This is a genomic window from Virgisporangium aliadipatigenens, assembly GCF_016863615.1.
Classification (GTDB): domain Bacteria; phylum Actinomycetota; class Actinomycetes; order Mycobacteriales; family Micromonosporaceae; genus Virgisporangium; species Virgisporangium aliadipatigenens.
The window spans coordinates 77,879-94,833 of the sequence record NZ_BOPF01000025.1; the positions used below are offsets into that span (position 1 = coordinate 77,879).

The window sequence follows — 16,955 nt, forward strand, 5'->3', positions numbered from 1 at the left end:
CCGCCTCTGCGGTGGGAGGAGTGCGCTGTGGGTGAGCCTGGCAGTGTGAAGCTGCCCGGTCAGGTCCGGGGCCTGGCGGCGGCGGATCCGGCGGGTCCGGTCTTCGTGACCGGTTTCGACGGCCGCGGCGCGCGAAGCACTGTGCTGGCCGCCGTGGACCTCGCGGGGACGACGATCTGGCGGAGTGAATTCGCCGGACGTCCCCTTCCGCCGCGCGCCGGCGTGGACGGCGGCATCTGGATCGCTCGTCGCGAGTCGGCCGGATACGGTCTGTCGCAGGTGGGGGCGGACGGTTCGACGTTGAGTTCGGTCACTCCGCAGCAGGCGGCGGATGAGCATCTTGATGCGTTCGTGGTGCTGCCGACGGGTTCTGTGCAACGTGGTTGCCGGCGCACCACGGCTATCCGGCTCCCCCCGGTCGCGCCGCCCGTCTGGCCCGATACGACAGGACGGGCCGTACCGTCTGGTCGACGCCGTTGAGGCTCGACGAGGTTTCGTTCCCCGGAGTGGTCGAGATGCGGGCGGACACCGGCTGGCGGGCACGACCGATGCGGCCCCGGTGGCTCGAAAGCGGTCCCCGCGCCCGGCCGTTTCCTGGTGGGCAGCCATGGCTACGGCGAGTTTTCCAGCACCCTGTACGACCGTGCCGGCCGAGCGGTACAAGACTGGTCGAGTCACGGCATGATGCTCGTGGACCGGTACGGGACGATCCGCGGCCCGGAATTCGGCGATCCCAGACGGTCGGCGCCGATGTTCCGAGTCTTCGACAGTGCCGGATCGCTGCGTGCCGGACCGCGTCTGAGCGGCCACGACACCACGTATCCGGCGTTGGACGGCGACGGCAACGCTGTTTTCTGGCGCGACGGTAAGTTGCTGGCCGTCGACACGGACCTGCGGGTCCGGGAACTCTTCGGCCGGGATGACCGGTCCGTCGCGATGAGCAGGGTTCTGCTGCTCGACGGCGGCCGGCTGCTCTTCGCGTTGGGTGATGAGTTGCTCGTCTTCCGCGACACCGGACTCGCCGCACTGGACACCGTGCCCTGGCCCTGCGGAGACGGCAACATCCACGGCAATCCCGTGGTCGCCTTCGAGTGAAGTGAACCGACCGGGCGCCGGACCGGCGGCCGAGGCGAGAACAACGACGCTGCGAGGAGAGACGGGTGCACGGCGGGTTCGGGGCTTTGCTGGGCTTGGCGGTCGGCAAGGACGGTTATCACGCCGTCGGGCCGGCCCAGGACGGTAAGCGGCTGCACGACGCGGCGTTGCCGAACACGGAAGCCAAGCTGCGGACGCTGTTCGACAAGCTCGGCCGGCACGGCACAGGGCTGGTCGTCGTCGACCAGCCCGCGCCCTACCAGCAGCCGGCACCTGGCGGACCTGCAACGTGCGCAGCATGAACAGGATCGTGATCCTCGGCCCCGGGGGTGCCGGCAAGTCCACACTCGCCGCCCATCTCGGCGCAGCCCTGGCCCTGCCGGTCATCGAACTGGACAAACACTTCTGGGCGCCCGACCTCACTCCCATGCCCACCGAGCGGTGGGTCCAGATCCAACACGGGCTGATCAGCGGCAAGCGGTGGATCATCGATGGCGACCTCGGCCCGTACGACGTCCTCACCGCACGGCTGCAAGCCGCAGACACCGTCATCGTGCTGGACTTCCCACTCTGGCTCTGCGCCTGGCGCGCGCTACGCCGCTCCCGCGAGAACCTGGCGTTCTGGCGATGGCTCGTCACCTACCGACGCCGCAGCCTGCCCACCGTCATGACCGCCATCGCCACCCACGCTGATCACGCCGAACTCCACGTGCTCCACAACCCCCACGCCGTCGAACAACTCCTAGGCCAAGCCACGACAACACCCCCATAGGGACCCCCTCCGGCCAGCGTGGCGTTCTCGGCGACCGGATCCCGGCTCGGTCAACTGGACCAACGAGTAGGCGCGCACGCACGGGACTACGTCGCGCCGCATGAGACAGGATCGTGTGGTTACCTGGGCGGGTGCGAATGACCCGCGACGTTCTCCGTGAGGTGCTCGGGGCCGTCGCGGTGCCCGGTCCGCTCGCCGCCGAGGTGCACGAGGAGGTCGCCTGTGACGGCTACGTGCGCCGCCGGGTCTCCTACGACGTTCCCTCGGGGAAGGCGTCGGCGTTCGTCTGCGTGCCGGACGCGCTGAGCGCACCGGCGCCGGTGGTGTTCTGCCACCATCAGCACGCCGGGCAGTTCGACCTCGGCAAGAGCGAGGTGTGCGGCCTGCGTGGCAACCCCGACCAGGCGTACGCGGCCGAGCTGGCGCGGCGCGGCTTTCTCACGATCGCTCCGGACGCGATCGGGTTCGAGGACCGCAACTGGGCCGGTGCGAAGAACATCGGCTGGTTCGAACTCTCCTCGCGCCTGGTGCGCGGGCGCACGCTGCTGGCGGACTGCTTGCAGGAGATCTCCCTGGCCGTCGACTACGCCACGAGCCTGCCGGAGGCCGACCCGCGGCGGATCGGCTTCATCGGCCACTCCTACGGCGGCCGCGCCGCCATCTGGGCGCCGGCGTGGGACGAGCGCATCCGGGTGAGCGTCTCCAACGGCGGCTGCATCCCGTACCGGCACTCGTTCGCGCGCGACGCCGGCTTCCAGGCCGAGTTCGTGGTCCCGGGGTTTGCCGCCGGGTATGACGTCGAGGACGTGCTGGCCCTTGCCGGGCAGTGCGAGTTCCTGCTCATCGCCGCCGAGGACGACCGGTGGAGCCGGGGTGCGCGGGAGATCGAGACCCGGCTCCGCGAGCGGCGCGCCGGCCACGTGCGGGTGCACGTGGTGCCCGGCGGGCACGAGTTCCGCCCTCCGGAGCGGGAGCTGGCGTACCGGTTCCTCGACCGGCTCCGGGCCGCGTGAGCCCGATGCGGCTCTTTGCCGTGAGGTCCGGCGACCGGGTGGTGCCCGCCGCGCTGTGGCTGCCGGCCGAGACGAGCGGACCGGTGCCGCTGGTGCTGCTCGGGCACGGCGGTTCCCAGCACAAGACGTCGCCGGGTCCGATGGAAGTGGTCCGCCGGGTGGTCGAGCACCACAGCTGCGCCGCGCTGGCCATTGACGGGCCGGTGCACGGCGCACGACGAGCCGACGGCGGGCGGGACGTCGACGCGGTGCGCCGGGATGCGGTGCGCGCGTTCGACGATCCGGGGACGGTGCCGAGCATGACGGCGGACTGGCGCGCCGTTCTCGCCGCCGTCGACGCCATGGACGACGTGTCGCTCGGCCCGATCGGCTACCGGGGAGTCTCCATGGGAACGCTCTACGGCCTGCCGCTCATCGCCGAGGAGCCGAGGATCGTGGCGGCCGCGCTGGGCCTGTGGGGATTGGGCGGCGAGTTCTCGGCGATGGATGCGCCGGTGCGCGCGGCGTGTCCGGCGGTGCGCTGCCCTGTGCTGTTCCTGGCGCAGGAGAGCGACGAGTTCTTTCCGCTCGCCGGCGTGACGGAGCTGTTCGGCGCGTTGGGCACCGACGACCGGCGCCTGCACCTGAACGTCGGCGCGCACGGCGAGGTGCCCACACCGGAGTGGGAGGCGTCCGTCGACTTCGTGGTGAGCCGCCTTACCTGAACGCGACGCCGCCGGGCGTAAATCTTCCACCCTTGCGCCTGTGCGAGAGGCGTGCCGCCGTGCGTCCGACATCTGTCGCCACCCGAGAAAGAAGGCGATCGATAGCGGAATCCGTCGATGGAGTCGATAACGTCGGCGATTCGGGGCGCACGGGGGAGGGGCGGCGCAATGGCAACGATCTCGCGTCGGACGTTCATGACCGCGACTACTCTGGCCGCCGTGGGCGGGACGCTCGGGGCCTGTTCGGACGGCTCGTCCGGCAGCAAGGCGGACCGGGTCACCTACCTCACCTCGTTCGGCAATCTCGGCCGGGACGCGTACATCCACGCCGCCGTGCACAAGAAGTACTTCGACGAGGTCGGGATCGAGGTCGACGTCCAGTACGGCCAGGCCGGCGACTACAACCACAACCAGCTGCTCGCCGGGCGGGCCCAGTTCGCCTCGATCGACGCCTCCGGGGCGATCATCCGGGCGGGCAAGGCCGCCAAGCCGGAGGATCGGGACCTGCGGATCGTCGGCGTGGTGCACCAGCTCACCCTCAACGCCGTGGCCGCCTTCGCGGACAAGGGTTTCACCTCGCCGAAGGACCTTCAGGGTAGGACGTTGGGCGCGGTCGTCGGCGCCGCGCCGCGGGCGCTGTTCCCGGCGTTCGCCCGGTTGGCCGGCATCGACGCGAAGACGATCAAGTGGGTCGACGCGACCACCCAGAACAACGGGAGCCTGCTGGCGACCAATCAGGTGGAGGCGCTGGCGACCCAGCTACCCACCAAGCCCGGCCTGGAGAAGCTGGCGGGCGGTCGCCGGATCCAGATGTTCCCGTACAGCGATTTCCTCTCCGACCTCTACGGCATCACGATCATGACCCACAAGAACATCATCGAGAAGAACCCGGACCTGGTGCGGCGCTTCAACCAGGCGATCATGCGGGGAGTCAGGTACGGGGTCAACAATCCGGCGGAGATCGCGAAGGTCCTGCACGACGTCGACAACACGGTGGACGCCGACCAGGCGGCCCAGGAGTTGGAGATCCTCAAGCCGAACAGCCTGCCCGGCGGTGGCGCTCCGGTGGGCACCTTCGACGAGACCCGGATGTCGAAGAACATCGCCCTTCTCCAGGAGCTCGGCCTCATCCCGGCCGGGCTGACGCCGGCGGACATCGCCGACGCCAGGTTCCTCCCGAAGAGCGATACGTGATCGTCAGGTCGGCGGTCCGCCGGGGCGGCCGTGCGTGGTGGCGCCCGGCGTCGATCGTGCTGCCGCTGATCGGCGTCACGGCGACCCTCGGCCTGTGGTGGTCGGTCACCGCCGTGTTCGACATCAGCCCGCTCTTCCTGCCCGGGCCGCCCGACCTCGTCGATTCGCTCCGCGAGCCGGGGCGCGGACAGTACCTGCTGGACCGCTCGCTGGAAACCGCTCAGGTCACGCTGCTCGGCTTCGGGATCGCCATGTCGGGCGGGTTCGTGATCGCGCTGCTCCTGGCGACGTTCCGCAGCGTCGAGCGGGCGATCATGCCGGTGCTCGTGGGGCTCAACGCCGTCCCCAAGGTGGGGCTCGCCCCGCTGCTGGTCGTCTGGCTCGGGTTCGAGATCGAGCCGAAGGTCGTGCTCGTCGTCCTGATCTGCTTCTTCCCGATCGTGGTGGCGACCATGTCCGGGCTCGCCTCGACGCCGGCCGAGTTCGGGGAACTCACCGCGTCGCTGGCCGCCTCGCGCTGGCAGGCGTACCGCAAGGTGCGGGTGCCGTGGGCCCTGCCGCAGATCTTCGTGGGGCTCAAGCTCGCCGTCCCGCTCGCGGTCATCGGTGCCGTCGTCGCCGAGACCAACAACCCGAACTCCGGCCTCGGCAGCGCCATCGTCAAGGCGTCCGCGCAGTTCGAGACGGCGCTCGCCTTTGTCTGCCTGGTGTTGCTCGCCCTCCTCAGCTCCGCCCTGTTCTATCTGGTGGTGTGGTTGGAACGACGGATGCTGCCCTGGGCGCGGGCCATCTCGGCCCAGAAGTGGTGAGGCGGCGCACCGGTCAGGCGAGCAGCAGCCGCACCGGATAGCGACGCAGCCAGTCGTCCAGGCCGACCACCAGTTCGGCCGAGCGCCGCCGAGGGCCGAAACCGCTGCTCTCCAGCGGCGATTCGAAGAGTTCCAGCAGCGGCTTGGCGTTGAGCAGCCCGGCACTGGGCGCCGCCGGGTCGGTGAGGATCTCCCGCGCCCGGGTCCGCAGCATGCGCTCGTAGCGAACGTCCTGAGTGGACGGATAGGGGCTCTTCCGCCGCCGCAGCACCGAACCGGGCAACAGGTCCGCGACGGCCGCGCGGAGCAGCCCCTTCTCCCGGCCGTCGAAGGACTTCATCGACCACGGAACGTTGTAGACGTACTCCAGCAGCCGGTGGTCGGCGAACGGCACCCGCACCTCCAGGCCGTGCGCCATGCTCATCCGGTCCTTGCGGTGCAGGAGGAACGGCACCCACCAGATCTGTGCGAGGTAGCTGAGTTCGCGCATCCGCCGTTCCCCCGGATCCTGATCGGGCAGGTGCTCGACCTCGGCGAGCGCCTCGCGGTAGCGGTCGGCCTGATACCCGGGCAGGTCCAGCAGCGCGGCCAGGTCGGGGTCGAGCAACGCGACGATCGGGTTGCCGCCGCCGGCCGCGGGGTGGCGCGGATGGAGCCACGGGAACGTGTCGGCCGCCACCGCATCCCGATCGTGGAACCACCAGTACCCGCCGAAGACCTCGTCGGCGACCTCACCGGAGAGGGCCACCGTGGAGTGCTCGCGCACCGCCCGGAAGAGCAGGTACAGCGACAGGAACATGTCGCCCATCGGCGTGGGCAGGTCATTGGCGTGCAGGACCGAGGTGCGGTGGAGCGGGTCCATCATCATGGCGGTGTCCAGCACGATGTCCCGGTGTGCGACGCGGGAGCCGCCGAGGTGCGCCACCACGTCGTGCACGAACGGCGTGTCGGGCTGATCCCGCACGGCGTCGGGCCGGAAGTTCTCGGTCTGCCCGAGGAAGTCGACGGCGTAGGTGCGCACGCCCGCGCCGGCCGCACCGGAACCGGCGGCGAAGGCGGTGATCGCCGAGGAGTCCAGACCGCCCGAGAGCAACGTGCACAGCGGCACGTCGGCGACCAGTTGCTCGACGACGGCGTCCGCCAGCAGTTCCCGCACGGTGCGGACGGTGCGGTCGAGATCGTCGGGGTGCTCCCGGGTGCGCAGCGACCAGTAGCGCCGCTGCCGCGCGCCGGCCCGGTCCACGACCAGCAGGTGCCCCGGCCGCAGGTCGGACACGCCGCGGTAGAGGGTCCGGCCGGGCGTCGTGAAGTGGGTGAGCAGCTCGCGCAGCCCGTCGCTGTCGACCTCGGCGGTCACGCCGGGATGGGCGAGGATGCCCTTCGGCTCGGAGGCGAACAGCACCCCGTGCGCGGTCAGCCGGTAGTACAGCGGCTTGACGCCGATCCGGTCGCGGCCGAGGAGGAGCCGTTCGCGCGCGCAGTCCCAGAGGCCGAACGCGAAGATGCCGCGCAGCCGTTCGACGAACGCGTCGCCCCACTGCAGATAGGCGCGCAGGACCACCTCGGTGTCGCTGTCGGTCCGGAACGTGTGGCCGTAGCCGCGCAGTTCGGTGCGCAACTCGCGGAAGTTGTACACCTCGCCGCTGTAGGTCAGCACGGCGGCCACGGAGCCGTCGCGCCGAACGGTCATCGGCTGGATGCCGCCGCTGATGTCGATGACCGCCAGCCGCCGGTGCCCGAGCGCGACCCGTTCGTCGAGCCAGACGCCCTCGTCATCGGGGCCGCGCGGGGCCATCGTCGCGGTCATCGCGCGGATGATCGCGTGCTCCGCGGCGAGGCTTCGGTCGAAGTCCGCCCAACCGACGATTCCGCACATGGCTTCCCCTCGCGCACCGGCCGGGACATTCATGCCCGTCCAAATGTAGTGCGCGCCCTACTTGAAGGCGATGGCGTTCGGTGGGGAGCCGACGCCACCCGGCACGTTGAGCGGCTTGGCGGTCAGGAAGAACTCGTAGCGCCCGTCCCGCGCGCAGTCGGCGGCCAGCTCGTCGAGCTTCCACAGTTCGCCCATCGCCATGCCGAGCAGGGCGATGAGGGGCCGGTGGAGCATGCCGTCGTGATCGACACCGCGGGGCGGGGGCGCCTGTCCGGGGAGCCGGAAGTCGGAGTCGATGACCGGATCGGCCTCCACCGCGGGAGTGTCGCTGGCGACGAGCGCGATCTCGTGGTCCCACAGCCAACGCAGCGTCTCCTCGCGCTGCGCCAATCCGGGGGAACGGTTGCGGCGGTTGAACTCCGCCCGTTCGGCGGTCGACTTGGCGGTGTAGTTGGCGGCCCAGCCGGTGTGCAACAGCAGCAGGTCGCCGCCGACCCACGAGACGCCCTGGTATCGCGCGACGGCGTCCACTGTGGACATGTCCAGCACGACGGTCGTCTCGCAGTCGTACTCCCGGCCGTGCGCGGCGAAGAAGCGCGGCACGTCGAGCAGCACGCCGCGGCCGGCTATCCCGGTCTCGGCCCAGTGCTGGATGCCCAGGCGGGTCGACCCGGGCGAGTTGTCCTCGGTGGAGAGGCCGTTGTAGAAGCCGTACGACGGGTGCCCGATGTGGCGCAGCGCGTCGAGCTGTGACGTCGACTGCAGGTGGAACGAGTCCAGCCGGTCGTCGCGGTGGTAGTCGTTGTTGCCCCACACGTGGTGCTGCGTCGCCGGCCGGGTGCCCGTCGGGTAGGGCTCGAACGCGTTGATCGGGTAGTCGAGCCCGAACTGCCGCCCCGCGACGATCAGGCGCGCGGCGTCGCGGACCCGGGCCGGCGTCAGGAAGTTGATCGTGCCGCGCTGGTCCTGCCGGCCGAAGAACTCCCACGCCGAGTGCGGCGGATCAGCGTGGGCCAACTCGTCATACGTCGGCACGGGCCGGTCCCGGGGTGCGCAGCTCCTCGCTGAGCGCGGCGGCGGTCGCCATGACCTGTTCGTGCGCGGGCGACAGGTCGGGCAGGTCGCCGGCGCCGAGAACGGCCACCGTGGCACACATTCCGTCCTCGTCGAAAACCGGTGCGGCGACGGCGAACGAACCGCCGCTGTGCCGCGTGAAGCTGAACCCGCGCTGCTTCGCCGTGTACACCTCGGACTCCAGCTTCGCCCGCTCCGCGGCCGTCATCCCCTCGGCCACCCGGTCCAATGTGGACGGATCCGAGTGGGCCAGGAACACGTAGGTCTGCGCCGCGTTCGCCTCCAGCCGCGTGCCGGCGTGCACGGTCACCACCACCATGCGGCTGGTGTCCTCCTCGACCAGTGCCACCACGGGGGTCTGCGCCCCGCGGACGCTGAGCACCGCCGTCATCCGTACGGCGGCGCTCAGCTTCCTCAGGTGCGGGCCGGCGATCTCGACGACCCGTTCGCGGCCCAGGGCCAGGGTGCCCAGCTCGAGCATGAGCGGCCCGAGCGCGAACGTCCCGCGGCGGGTGCCGCGGCCCAGGATTCCGGCGGCGAGCATCGATGCGCAGTAGCGGTAGGCCGTGGTGCGGTTCAGCCCCGTGCGTTCGGCCACGTCGGCGGCCGACAGCTCGGGCACGCGGGGGCCGAAGAGGGCACAGATCTGGCCGACGCGCGCGACCGCCCGGATGTCGGAGGTCGAACCTTCATCAATGTTCGCCATGGGTCGGATCCTAATTTCTCGGGGAGATCGTCAGCCGACGAGCCAGTTGTTGAGCTTCGTGGTGGCGCTGTCGAAGTTCTTGGCGTACCACCCGACGTCCTGCGCGACGGTCTGGCCGGTGTTCACCGGCCCGAAGACCTCGACCTTCTTCGCGTTCTCCGAGAGGTTGGGCTTGGACGCCTTGTTGACCGGCGCCACGCCGAGGGCCTCGGAGATGCCGGCCATCGCGGTCGGGGTCACCAGCGACTCCACGAACTTCTTGGCGGCGGCCCGGTTCGGCGAGCCCTTCGGGACGGCGAAGCCGTTGAGCGCCGTCACCGTCACGTCCCACACGACGGTCAGCTTGGTGCCGTCGTTCATCAACGGGACGAGTCGCGAGTCGGGCAGGATGAACATGTCGACCTGGCCGGCGGCCGCCGCCTGCTGGAGCGCGCCGACGGTGGGCGCGAACGTGGTCTGCGCCCGGATCGTGTCGAGCTTCTTCAGCGCCCGGTCGACGTCGAGCGGGTAGATGCTGCCCGGCGCCACGCCGTCGGCGAGCAGCGGGTACTCGAGGATGCCGTTCTGCAGGTTGGTGAGGACGCCCCGCTTGCCGGGGAACTTCTGCAGATCGAAGAAGTCCTTCACGGTCTTCGGCGCCTTCGCCGGGTCCGGGAAGGCGTCGGTGCGGTAGGCGATCGGGCTGGCGTTGATCCAGTTGCCGACGTAGCACTTGCCGAGCGTTCCCTCGACGAGGTTCGACTTGTCCACATTGGACAGATCCAGCTCCTCGAACAGCTCGCCGCAGTGCTGGGTGGCGACACCCGGCGCCAGGGAGATGACGTCCCACTTCACGGACTTGGACAGCACCTGCGCCTTGACCTGGGAGATGTCGGGCGGCGACGTGTTGGTGAACGTGATGTTCGGGTGGGCGGCGGTGTAGGGCTTCTGGTAGACGTCGATCATCGCCTGCTGGCCGGCGCCGCCGTAGGCGACGAAGGTCAGGGTGGCTTTGGCGTTGGGGTCGTCCGAGGCCGCGTCGCCGCCACCGCCGCAGCCGGCCAGTAACGCGACGATGGCGGTGGCGCTGACGGCGGTCAGCGCGCGTTTGGTGGAACGCATGACTCTCCTTGGGGGTGGGGGGTGTCAGACCGCGACGACGCGCTGGCGCTCGACGGGCCACCACGCGACGACGGGACGGTCGATGAGGGGCCCGGTCTCGACGGCGTCGATGCGGGCGCGTCCGACGACGCCGCCGCGGCCGAGCGAGAGCACGGCGGTGCGGTAGGCGCCCAGGTAGTCGAGGCCGCGCACGGTCGCGGCCACACAGTTCGCATTCGGGGGAACGGCGTCGGCGCCGGCGGCGATGCGCACGTCCTCGGGCCGCACGACGAGTGCGGACGGCCCGCCCTCGGCCGCCCGCGCGGAGATGGTGTGCGGGTCGACGGCCCAGGTGCTGTCCTCCCACACGGCCTTGCCGCCGGCCGGTTCGGTGAGCGGGAAGACGTTCGAGTCGCCGAGGAAGCGTGCCGTGAAGAGCGTCTCCGGGGTCCGGTAGAGGGCCTCCGGGGTGCCGATCTGTTCGATGCGGCCGTTGTTGAACAGGGCGATGCGGTCGGAGAGGGTCATCGCCTCCTCCTGGTCGTGCGTGACGAAGACGAACGTCGTGCCGACCTCGCGGTGGATGCGCTGGATCTCCGCCTGGAGGGTGGCGCGCAGGTTGCGGTCCAGGGCGCCGAGCGGCTCGTCGAGCAGCAGGGCGTTGGGGCCGAACACGATCGCGCGGGCCAGCGCGACCCGCTGCTGCTGGCCACCGGAGAGCTGGGCCGGATAGGTGTCGTCCCGGCCGGTCAGCTGCACGAGCTTCAACACGTCCGCGACCTTGCGGGCGATCTCGGCCTTCGGCAGCCTGCGTTCGCGCAGGGGGTAGGCGACGTTCTGCGCGACGGTCATGTGCGGGAAGAGCGCGTAGTTCTGGAACAGCATGCCGAGGTTGCGCTTGTGCGGCGGAAGGGTGCTGACGTCGGTGCCGTTGAACGCGATCGCGCCGGCCGTCAGCGTCTCGAACCCGGCGATGAGGTTGAGCGTGGTCGTCTTGCCCGATCCGCTGGGCCCGAGCAGCGTCATGAACTCGCCGGGCTCGATGTCCAGGGAGACGCCGTCGACGGCCGGGGTGGCGAGGCCGTAGTCCTTGACGACGTTCGACAGAAGGATCCTCGTGCCGGTCGTCGTCGCAACGGACGCGGGAACCGTGGTGGTGGCGGACATGCGGGCTCCTAACGGGACTTCCTGCGGCCGCCGACGAACTGCACGAGGAGGCAGACGGCGGTGACGGCGGTGACCACGACGCTCGACGAGGCGGCGATCGTGGGGTCGATCTCGACGGTGACGCTGTTGTACATCTGCACCGGCAGCGTCTGAACGTCCGGCGAGCGCAGGAACAGCGCGATGACGACCTCGTCGAACGAGGTCACGAAGGCGAAGACGGCGCCCGTGACGATGCCCCGCCCGATTAGCGGCATGGTGACGAACCAGAACGTCCGCAGCGGCGGCGCGCCGAGGGAGGCGGAGGCGCGCAGCAGTTTCGGGTCGAAGCCGCCCAGCGCGCCGGTCACCGACACCAGGACGAACGGCACCCCGATGGCGGCGTGCGCGAGCACGTAGCCGGCGAACGTTCCCACGAGTTGCCACTCGAGGAAGGAGATGTACACGGCGACGGCGATGACGACGGCCGGCGTGACCATCGAGATCATCAACATCGTCCGGGCGAACCGCGCCAGGCGGCCCCGGAGGTTGTGCAGCCCGAGCGCGGCGGCCGTGCCGACGACGGTGGCGAGCAGCGCCGCGAGGAACGCCACGACCACCGAGTTGCGCAGCGCGGAGAGCCAGACCGGGTTGGTGAAGAAGTTCTCGTAGAGGCGCAGCGAGAAGTCCTTCGGCGGGAACTGGAACGTCGACGCCGAGCTGAAGCTCATCGGGATGACGATCAGCGTGGGCAGGATGAGGTACAGCGCGACGACGGTGCCGATGAGCTTGAGCCACCACGGGATCGCGTCGATCGCCCGGTCGCGGCGCCGCGTCGCGGGTGCGGCCGCCGGCGGGGTCGCGTCGGCGGGGCGGGTCACGGTCGCGGTCATGAGCGGCCCTTCGTGGCGCTCGGTGCGTTGGTGGCCACGACGCCGATGGCGGAGATGGTGCCGCCGATGCGATTCGCCCAGGCGACCAGGATCAGGCTCACGACGAGCACGACGAACCCGAGCGCGCTGGCGCCCTCGAAGTCGAGCAGCTGGGTGGTGCGCTGGCCGAGCAGCTGCGCGACGAGCGACTGCTGCGGCGAGCCGACGAGCGCCGGCGTGACGTAGAACCCGAGGCTGAGCGTGAACACCAGGATCAGCCCGGAGACGACGCCCCCGCGCGACAGCGGCCAGTACACCCGCCAGAACGCCGCCACCGGGTGCGAGCCGAGCCCGCGGGCCGCCAGCAGCAGCCGCCGGTCGATGGCGCCCAGCGCGCTGAACAGCGGCAGCACCATGAACGGCAGCAGCACCTGGCTCATCGCGACGGCCACGCCGGCGACCGACTCGTACAGGACGAGGTCGAGGCCGAAGAGCTTGAACAAGACGTTCACCGGGCCGTGGCGCTCCAGGATGATTATCCACGCGAAGTTGCGCGCCATCACCGAGGTCCAGAACGGGATCAGCACGACGACCATCAGGATTCCGCGCACCCGCGGGCCGACCCGGGTCATCAGGTACGCATACGGATATCCGAGCACGAACGTGATGACCGTGACGACCGCCGCCGTGAGCGCGGTGCGGATGAGCACGGTGAGCGTGACGCCGTCGGTGAACAGCGCCTCGTAGTGCGCGAACGTGAAGGACGGGGTTCCGACGCTTCGGCTGACGCTGCGGCCGAGCGGCACGAGCAGGATGGCGGTGAGCAGTACGAGCGCGGGCGCCACGAGCAGCCATTGTGGGCTCGGGGCGCGGCGCCGCACGGTTCCTGGCATGGGATGTCCGTCTCCGCCCGCTGGGGGCGGGCTGACCGGGTGTGGCTGGGCTGCCAGTAGAGCAGCCGGATGTTCATCATGCAACCACTGCGATCGCATCCCGAACAAACTTTTCGCAATCCAGCTCGGGGCTATGGACATCCGCGAGAACGCGTCCGTATGTTGAACTTCCGTTACGCCATACGAACATCTGGAGCGCGCTGATGGTGACCCCCGCACTGCTGAAGGTCCTGGAGGGAACGGTCGACCTCCACTGCCACTCCGGGCCCAGCCCGTTCCCGCGCCGGTTCGACCACGTCGAGGCCTCGCACGACGGCGCCCGCATCGGCATGCGCGCCATCCTCTGCAAGTCCCACCATCACAACACCGTCATGGACCTGCTCGCGATGCGAACGCCGTTGAAGGACGCGCCCACGCCGATGTTCGGCGGCGTCGCGCTCAACTCCGAGGTCGGCGGCATCAACCCGTCCGCCGCGGCGGTCGCGATCAACATGGGCGGAAAGTGCATCTTCTTCCCGACCGTCTCGGCCGGCCAGCACATCGCGGCGCACAGCCACGACGACGGGTTCCCGCACGCGACCGGTGAGCTCTACGAGAAGGAGGTCTCCGTCTTCGACGCCACCGGCGAGATCTCCGAAGAGACCGATCTCGTCACCCGGCTGGTCGCCGACGCCGACATCCTGATGACCGGTGGGCATCTGGACGCCGAGTCGATGAAGGCGCTGTTCCGCACGGCGAGCGGCAACGGCGTGCGCCGCCTGCTCATCCACCACCCGGACTTCATCGTCAACGCGGGTCCCGCCGACATCGAGGAGATGGTGGGACTCGGCGCGTTCGTCGAGCACGAGCTGTCCATGTACCACCCCGAGGTCAAGGGCCCGCAGTGGCCGATCACGCGCCTCGTGGAGTGGATCGAACGGGTCGGCCCCGAGCACACCGTCATCGACTCCGACCTCGGCCAGGTGGGCAATCCGCTGCCCGTCGACGCCTACATCCTGCTCATCGGGCAGCTCCTCGACCACGGGGTGAAGGAGGCCGACGTGCGCCAGATGATCTGCCGCAACACGGCGTTCCTGCTCGGCCTGGAAGAAACGAACTGATGCGCCGCGCCGAGAGAATCATCATCACCACGGCGGTCACCGGCTCGGTCAACGTGCCCTCGCAGAGCCCGTACCTGCCGGTGACCCCCGACGAGGTGGTGGCGGCCGCGCTCGGCGCGATCGAAGCCGGTTCGGCCGTGGTGCACCTGCACGCGCGGCACCCGGACGGCCGGCCGGCCTGGGAGCCGGAGGTCTTCGAGGAGATCGTTCCGCGCATCACCGCGGCGACCGACGCCGTCATCAACATCACCACCGGCGGCTCGTCGCAGATGACGATGGAGCAGCGCCTCGCCGGCGCGATGCGGTTCGAGCCCGAACTGGCCTCGATGAACATGGGCACGATGAACTTCGTCTACTCCGGCATCGCCGACCGGGTGACGCAGTGGAAGCACGACTGGGAGAAGCCGTACGTGCGCAACACGTACAGCCACCCGTTCGTCAACACGTTCGACCGCATCGAGCACACGCTGCGCACGCTCGGCGCGCGCGGCACCCGCTTCGAGTACGAGTGCTACGACATCGGGCACCTGTACTCGCTCGCGCACTTCGTCGACAAGGGCCTCGCGCGGCCGCCGCTGCTGATCCAGGGAGTGTTCGGGATCCTCGGCGGCATCGGGGCCGACCACGAGAACCTCGAACACATGGTGCGCATCGCGGACAAGCTGTTCGGGGACGACTACTCGTTCTCGGCCTTCGCCGCCGGGCGGGACCAGATGGCGTTCGCGACGCACAGCGCCTGGCTCGGCGGGCATGTGCGGGTGGGTCTGGAGGACAGCCTCTGGATCGGCAAGGGGCGCCTCGCCGAGAGCAACGCCCAGCAGGTCCACAAGATCCGCGCCGTGCTCGAGGACCTCGGCAAGGAGATCGCCACCCCCGCCGACGCGCGTGCCGCCCTGGCGCTGCGCGGCGCGGGCATTCCCGAAGGGAGCACCCCCGCATGACCACGTACGCGGCGGACGACATCCGTTCGCAGCTCGCCACCGCACGTCCCGCCGTGAGCGCCACGACCCCGATCCGGCCCGCGCAGTGGATCGAGTTCCTGACGCACGAGCCCACCGAGGTCGCCCCGAACGGCAGCCGCACCTGGATCGCCCGCGCCGCCAACCTGGTCATCGCCTACACCGAGGCCAAGGCGGGCGACGTGTTCGCGCGCGAGGACCAGCCCGACGAGTACGCCGTCCTGATGTACTCGCAGAGCGCTTCCGTGACGGTGAAGGCCGACGACGAGGTCGCCGTCGCGGAGGAGGCCTTCGTCGTCGTGCCGCCGGGGGACAGCGCGGTCCGGGCCGACACCGACGGCATCCTCATCCGGCTCTTCTCCGCCGAGGCGCCGGACCTGCGCGCGAAGGCGCTCAACGCGAAGGCCTACGAGGAGCCGGACCAGCGCGCCGCGCCGCTGGTCCCGTGGCCCGACCCGGTCGGTGGCTTCCGGCTGCGCGTCTACCGCCTCAAGGACTTTCCCGTCGTCGAGGGCCGCTTCGGGCGCATCTTCCGCACCACCAACCTGATGGTGAACTTCCTCGCCGAGGAGCCGAAGCCGCGCGACGAGCGGAAGCTGTCGCCGCACCACCACGACGACTTCGAGCAGATCTCGCTGGCCGTCAAGGGCCGGTTCGTGCACCACATCCGCTATCCGTGGGGCCCGGACTCGACCCGCTGGCGCCCGGACGAGCACCGCGAGATCGCCACGCCGTCGATCTGCGTCATCCCGCCGCCGACCGTGCACACCACCCAGGGCGTCGGGGCGCACCAGCAGCTGATCGACATCTTCGGGCCGCCGCGGGTGGACTTCTCCGACGCCGGCTGGGTCGTCAACGCCGCAGACTACCCCGCCCGATGACGTCGCTGTCCGGGGGGCTCTTTCGGGCCGCGCTGGATCGCGGGATCGCCCTGGGGACCTGGATCAAGATTCCCGCTGTCGAGATCGTGGAACTGGTCGCCCTGGCCGGGTTCGACTTCGTCGTCATCGACCTCGAACACTCGCCGATCGGCGTGGAGACGGCGTACCGCCTCATCGGCACGGCGCGGCTCTCCGGCGTCGCCCCGATCGTGCGAGTGCCCACTGTGGACGGTGGCCTCGTCGGCCGGATCCTCGACGCCGGCGCGGAGGGCATCATGGTGCCGCACGTCGACACCGTCGCCGACGCGAAGGCGGCCGTGTCCGCCGTGCGCTTCCCGCCGCTCGGCGCGCGCGGCGTCGGTTCGACCAGCCGCGCGGGCCTGTGGGGCGCCATGCCGCGCGCGGAATACCTGCGCCGGGGCCAGGAGGAGGTGGTGCTCATCGCGCAGTTGGAGAGCGCCGCGGCCTGTCGCGACGCCGGTGCGATCGGATCGGTCGAGGGCGTGGACGCACTGCTCGTCGGCGCCGCCGACCTCGCGGTCAGCGAGGGCGGGGTGGAGTCCGACCCCGAGATCGTCGCCCTGATCGCGCTCGCCGTGTCGCAGTCTCTTTCCGTGGGAACGCCCATCGGCAACGCGGGCGGACCCGGCAGCGCCGCCGTGCGGGCGTCCGTCGACGCCGGCTTCACCTTCACCATGCTCAGCAACGACGCGAGCCTGTTCGGAGCGGCGGCCCGCGCCGCCGTCGAAGCGGCCAGAACCGTTACAGCGAAAGGCAACTGATC

At 70.2% G+C, this 16,955-nt stretch carries 18 protein-coding genes and 1 pseudogene; 12 read left to right on the forward strand and 7 right to left on the reverse strand.

What is annotated here, in order from left to right:
* Positions 1-45: 45 nt before the first annotated feature.
* From Val02_RS47685 to Val02_RS30485, 8 genes and pseudogenes are all read left to right on the forward strand, one after another.
* Positions 46-480 (forward strand): hypothetical protein, encoded by a 435-nt coding sequence (locus Val02_RS47685; protein WP_239153448.1) that lies wholly within the window; start codon positions 46-48, stop codon positions 478-480.
* A 270-nt stretch (positions 481-750) separates the two neighbouring features.
* On the forward strand, positions 751-1,095 hold the full coding sequence (locus Val02_RS47690) for a hypothetical protein (protein ID WP_239153449.1): 345 nt from the start codon (positions 751-753) through the stop codon (positions 1,093-1,095).
* Positions 1,096-1,160: 65 nt separating this feature from the next.
* Positions 1,161-1,349: pseudogene (locus tag Val02_RS30460) on the forward strand (IS110 family transposase); the annotation flags it as partial.
* A 44-nt stretch (positions 1,350-1,393) separates the two neighbouring features.
* The gene (locus tag Val02_RS30465) at positions 1,394-1,867 is read left to right on the forward strand and encodes a P-loop NTPase family protein (RefSeq protein WP_203902690.1); all 474 of its coding nucleotides are present in this window, start codon (positions 1,394-1,396) and stop codon (positions 1,865-1,867) included.
* Positions 1,868-1,998: 131 nt separating this feature from the next.
* Positions 1,999-2,880, forward strand: coding sequence for a dienelactone hydrolase family protein (locus tag Val02_RS30470; protein WP_203902691.1), 882 nt, complete (start codon positions 1,999-2,001; stop codon positions 2,878-2,880).
* Positions 2,881-2,885: 5 nt separating this feature from the next.
* Positions 2,886-3,584: a dienelactone hydrolase family protein gene (locus Val02_RS30475; RefSeq protein ID WP_203902692.1), complete on the forward strand. Its 699-nt coding sequence runs from the start codon at positions 2,886-2,888 to the stop codon at positions 3,582-3,584.
* 195 nt (positions 3,585-3,779) lie between these two features.
* Entirely contained in the window at positions 3,780-4,778 is a 999-nt protein-coding gene (locus Val02_RS30480; RefSeq protein ID WP_203902693.1) for an ABC transporter substrate-binding protein, read from the forward strand.
* On the forward strand, positions 4,775-5,587 hold the full coding sequence (locus Val02_RS30485) for an ABC transporter permease (RefSeq protein WP_239153450.1): 813 nt from the start codon (positions 4,775-4,777) through the stop codon (positions 5,585-5,587). Before Val02_RS30480 ends, Val02_RS30485 begins: the two co-directional genes overlap by 4 nt.
* Positions 5,588-5,600: 13 nt before the next feature.
* Here Val02_RS30485 and asnB read toward each other — a convergent pair whose 3' ends face one another.
* The 7 genes from asnB to Val02_RS30520 are packed head-to-tail and all read right to left on the reverse strand — an operon-like array spanning position 5,601 to position 13,231.
* Entirely contained in the window at positions 5,601-7,463 is a 1,863-nt protein-coding gene (asnB, locus tag Val02_RS30490; protein ID WP_203902694.1) for an asparagine synthase (glutamine-hydrolyzing), read from the reverse strand.
* 57 nt (positions 7,464-7,520) lie between these two features.
* Positions 7,521-8,498, reverse strand: a complete 978-nt coding sequence (locus Val02_RS30495) for a cyclase family protein (RefSeq protein WP_203902695.1) — start codon at positions 8,496-8,498, stop codon at positions 7,521-7,523.
* Positions 8,485-9,243, reverse strand: a complete 759-nt coding sequence (locus Val02_RS30500) for an IclR family transcriptional regulator (protein ID WP_203902696.1) — start codon at positions 9,241-9,243, stop codon at positions 8,485-8,487. The genes Val02_RS30495 and Val02_RS30500 overlap by 14 nt, the downstream gene beginning before the upstream one ends.
* Positions 9,244-9,273: 30 nt before the next feature.
* The gene (locus tag Val02_RS30505) at positions 9,274-10,344 is read right to left on the reverse strand and encodes an extracellular solute-binding protein (protein WP_203902697.1); all 1,071 of its coding nucleotides are present in this window, start codon (positions 10,342-10,344) and stop codon (positions 9,274-9,276) included.
* Positions 10,345-10,368: 24 nt separating this feature from the next.
* Positions 10,369-11,490, reverse strand: coding sequence for an ABC transporter ATP-binding protein (locus Val02_RS30510; RefSeq protein ID WP_203902698.1), 1,122 nt, complete (start codon positions 11,488-11,490; stop codon positions 10,369-10,371).
* An 8-nt stretch (positions 11,491-11,498) separates the two neighbouring features.
* Positions 11,499-12,359 carry an ABC transporter permease gene (locus Val02_RS30515; RefSeq protein ID WP_203902699.1) on the reverse strand — a complete coding sequence of 287 codons (861 nt, stop codon included), beginning with the start codon at positions 12,357-12,359 and terminating at the stop codon, positions 11,499-11,501.
* The gene (locus Val02_RS30520) at positions 12,356-13,231 is read right to left on the reverse strand and encodes an ABC transporter permease (RefSeq protein ID WP_203902700.1); all 876 of its coding nucleotides are present in this window, start codon (positions 13,229-13,231) and stop codon (positions 12,356-12,358) included. Before Val02_RS30520 ends, Val02_RS30515 begins: the two co-directional genes overlap by 4 nt.
* Before the next feature lie 203 nt (positions 13,232-13,434).
* Between Val02_RS30520 and Val02_RS30525 the strand changes: the two genes are divergently transcribed.
* From Val02_RS30525 to Val02_RS30540, 4 genes are read left to right on the forward strand one after another with little or no spacing between them, the layout of a single operon-like run.
* Positions 13,435-14,331 (forward strand): DUF6282 family protein, encoded by an 897-nt coding sequence (locus Val02_RS30525; protein ID WP_203902701.1) that lies wholly within the window; start codon positions 13,435-13,437, stop codon positions 14,329-14,331.
* On the forward strand, positions 14,331-15,272 hold the full coding sequence (gene kce, locus Val02_RS30530; protein ID WP_203902702.1) for a 3,5-dioxohexanoate:acetyl-CoA acetone transferase: 942 nt from the start codon (positions 14,331-14,333) through the stop codon (positions 15,270-15,272). The genes Val02_RS30525 and kce overlap by 1 nt, the downstream gene beginning before the upstream one ends.
* Complete coding sequence (locus tag Val02_RS30535; protein WP_203902703.1) at positions 15,269-16,171, forward strand: cupin domain-containing protein; 903 nt, start codon at positions 15,269-15,271, stop codon at positions 16,169-16,171. The genes kce and Val02_RS30535 overlap by 4 nt, the downstream gene beginning before the upstream one ends.
* On the forward strand, positions 16,168-16,953 hold the full coding sequence (locus Val02_RS30540) for an HpcH/HpaI aldolase family protein (protein ID WP_203902704.1): 786 nt from the start codon (positions 16,168-16,170) through the stop codon (positions 16,951-16,953). The genes Val02_RS30535 and Val02_RS30540 overlap by 4 nt, the downstream gene beginning before the upstream one ends.
* Positions 16,954-16,955 lie beyond the last annotated feature (2 nt).

Bases quoted from the DNA above. Each gene is read 5' to 3' on its own strand.
- Val02_RS47690 (WP_239153449.1), top strand. From the start codon at position 751: ATGTTCCGAGTCTTCGACAGTGCCGGATCGCTGCGTGCCGGACCGCGT.
- Val02_RS30475 (WP_203902692.1), top strand. From the start codon at position 2,886: ATGCGGCTCTTTGCCGTGAGGTCCGGCGACCGGGTGGTGCCCGCCGCG.
- Val02_RS30540 (WP_203902704.1), top strand. From the start codon at position 16,168: ATGACGTCGCTGTCCGGGGGGCTCTTTCGGGCCGCGCTGGATCGCGGG.
- Val02_RS30505 (WP_203902697.1), bottom strand. From the start codon at position 10,344: ATGCGTTCCACCAAACGCGCGCTGACCGCCGTCAGCGCCACCGCCATC.
- Val02_RS30510 (WP_203902698.1), bottom strand. From the start codon at position 11,490: ATGTCCGCCACCACCACGGTTCCCGCGTCCGTTGCGACGACGACCGGC.
- Val02_RS30525 (WP_203902701.1), top strand. From the start codon at position 13,435: ATGGTGACCCCCGCACTGCTGAAGGTCCTGGAGGGAACGGTCGACCTC.
- Val02_RS30535 (WP_203902703.1), top strand. From the start codon at position 15,269: ATGACCACGTACGCGGCGGACGACATCCGTTCGCAGCTCGCCACCGCA.
- Val02_RS30465 (WP_203902690.1), top strand. From the start codon at position 1,394: ATGAACAGGATCGTGATCCTCGGCCCCGGGGGTGCCGGCAAGTCCACA.
- asnB (WP_203902694.1), bottom strand. From the start codon at position 7,463: ATGTGCGGAATCGTCGGTTGGGCGGACTTCGACCGAAGCCTCGCCGCG.
- Val02_RS30480 (WP_203902693.1), top strand. From the start codon at position 3,780: ATGACCGCGACTACTCTGGCCGCCGTGGGCGGGACGCTCGGGGCCTGT.
- Val02_RS30500 (WP_203902696.1), bottom strand. From the start codon at position 9,243: ATGGCGAACATTGATGAAGGTTCGACCTCCGACATCCGGGCGGTCGCG.
- Val02_RS30515 (WP_203902699.1), bottom strand. From the start codon at position 12,359: ATGACCGCGACCGTGACCCGCCCCGCCGACGCGACCCCGCCGGCGGCC.
- Val02_RS30520 (WP_203902700.1), bottom strand. From the start codon at position 13,231: ATGCCAGGAACCGTGCGGCGCCGCGCCCCGAGCCCACAATGGCTGCTC.
- kce (WP_203902702.1), top strand. From the start codon at position 14,331: ATGCGCCGCGCCGAGAGAATCATCATCACCACGGCGGTCACCGGCTCG.